Origin of the sequence: Acinetobacter sp. YH01003, from assembly GCF_013420525.1 — a bacterium.
Lineage (GTDB): Bacteria > Pseudomonadota > Gammaproteobacteria > Pseudomonadales > Moraxellaceae > Acinetobacter > Acinetobacter towneri.
The window spans coordinates 1-1940 of the sequence record NZ_VOXY01000041.1; the positions used below are offsets into that span (position 1 = coordinate 1).

Sequence of the window (1940 nt, forward strand, 5' to 3'; positions counted from 1 at the left end):
GCCAGGCCTCAGCATTTTATTATGGTGATCCCCTGGGCGAAATGCGCCTGGTAAGCAGAGTTTTTGAAATGTAAGGCCTTTGAATAAGACAAAAGGCTGCCTCATCGCTAACTTTGCAACAGTGCCATTTTAAGCGTTATGCTAAGCCCAGGAAGCCGCAGGATCTTTTGAACCACAACTGCATTAACGTCCGCTATTCTGATACGAGTGGATTGTACGCCTGGGAATTCGAGAAAGATGCTCAGAAATTCAGTCTGAAAGTCAAAGGGCAATATATTGCGAACAGCACGATTCATCAGCTCGATGCAGCATTAGACGGGCTGGGGATTGCCTATATTCCCGAGTATGTTGCAGATGGATATATCAAAAGCGGCAAGCTGATTGCTGTTCTGACCGAGTGGTGTCCATATTTTGACGGCTACCATATTTATTATCCTCACCGCCGACAGGATTCTCCTGCGTTTATGGCTTTTCTGCAAGTTTTGCGTGACAGGTACAATAATGGAATAAGATAAATTTATGAGTAAAGGATTATGTCCACGATAAGCACCTGGGTCGATTCCTGGGAGGCGGCCATGAGGGTAGGGAAGCGCCGTCCCGTCAAGTCAGCGTAATGCTCTGCCAGTGTTACAACCAATTAACCAATTCTGATTAGAAAAACTCATCGAGCATCAAATGAAACTGCAATTTATTCATATCAGGATTATCAATACCATATTTTTGAAAAAGCCGTTTCTGTAATGAAGGAGAAAACTCACCGAGGCAGTTCCATAGGATGGCAAGATCCTGGTATCGGTCTGCGATTCCGACTCGTCCAACATCAATACAACCTATTAATTTCCCCTCGTCAAAAATAAGGTTATCAAGTGAGAAATCACCATGAGTGACGACTGAATCCGGTGAGAATGGCAAAAGCTTATGCATTTCTTTCCAGACTTGTTCAACAGGCCAGCCATTACGCTCGTCATCAAAATCACTCGCATCAACCAAACCGTTATTCATTCGTGATTGCGCCTGAGCGAGACGAAATGCGCGATCGCTGTTAAAAGGACAATTACAAACAGGAATCGAATGCAACCGGCGCAGGAACGCTGCCAGCGCATCAACAATATTTTCACCTGAATCAGGATATTCTTCTAATACCTGGAATGCTGTTTTCCCGGGGATCGCAGTGGTGAGTAACCATGCATCATCAGGAGTACGGATAAAATGCTTGATGGTCGGAAGAGGCATAAATGCCGTCAGCCAGTTTAGTCTGACCATCTCATCTGTAACATCATTGGCAACGCTACCTTTGCCATGTTTCAGAAACAACTCTGGCGCATCGGGCTTCCCATACAATCGATAGATTGTCGCACCTGATTGCCCGACATTATCGCGAGCCCATCTATACCCATATAAATCAGCATCCAGGTTGGAATTTAATCGCGGCCTCGAGCAAGACGTTTCCCGTTGAATATGGCTCATAACACCCCTTGTATTACTGTTTATGTAAGCAGACAGTTTTATTGTTCATGATGATATATTTTTATCGGCACTGTTGCAAATAGTCGGTGGTGATAAACTTATCATCCCCTTTTGCTGATGGAGCTGCACATGAACCCATTCAAAGGCCGGCATTTTCAGCGTGACATCATTCTGTGGGCCGTACGCTGGTACTGCAAATACGGCATCAGTTACCGTGAGCTGCAGGAGATGCTGGCTGAACGCGGAGTGAATGTCGATCACTCCACGATTTACCGCTGGGTTCAGCGTTATGCGCCTGAAATGGAAAAACGGCTGCGCTGGTACTGGCGTAACCCTTCCGATCTTTGCCCGTGGCACATGGATGAAACCTACGTGAAGGTCAATGGCCGCTGGGCGTATCTGTACCGGGCCGTCGACAGCCGGGGCCGCACTGTCGATTTTTATCTCTCCTCCCGTCGTAACAGCAAAGCTGC

At 46.6% G+C, this 1940-nt stretch carries 2 protein-coding genes and 1 pseudogene; 2 read left to right on the forward strand and 1 reads right to left on the reverse strand.

All coding sequences use genetic code 11. The features are described 5' to 3' along the window. The first annotated feature begins 113 nt into the window (after positions 1-113). A complete protein-coding gene (locus FTT70_RS13465; protein ID WP_001183556.1) occupies positions 114-515 on the forward strand; it encodes a LysR substrate-binding domain-containing protein in 402 nt (133 codons plus the stop codon). Positions 516-651: 136 nt separating this feature from the next. On the opposite strand, the gene FTT70_RS13470 is transcribed toward FTT70_RS13465, so the two are convergent. Then, a complete protein-coding gene (locus FTT70_RS13470; protein WP_000018323.1) occupies positions 652-1467 on the reverse strand; it encodes an APH(3')-I family aminoglycoside O-phosphotransferase in 816 nt (271 codons plus the stop codon). A 129-nt stretch (positions 1468-1596) separates the two neighbouring features. On the opposite strand from FTT70_RS13470, the pseudogene FTT70_RS13475 reads away from it, so the two are divergent. Continuing rightward, positions 1597-1940 (forward strand): annotated as a pseudogene (locus tag FTT70_RS13475) (IS6-like element IS26 family transposase); the annotation flags it as partial.

Excerpts from the sequence above, each read along its gene's own strand:
- FTT70_RS13470 (WP_000018323.1), bottom strand. The coding sequence starts at position 1,467 with ATGAGCCATATTCAACGGGAAACGTCTTGCTCGAGGCCGCGATTAAAT.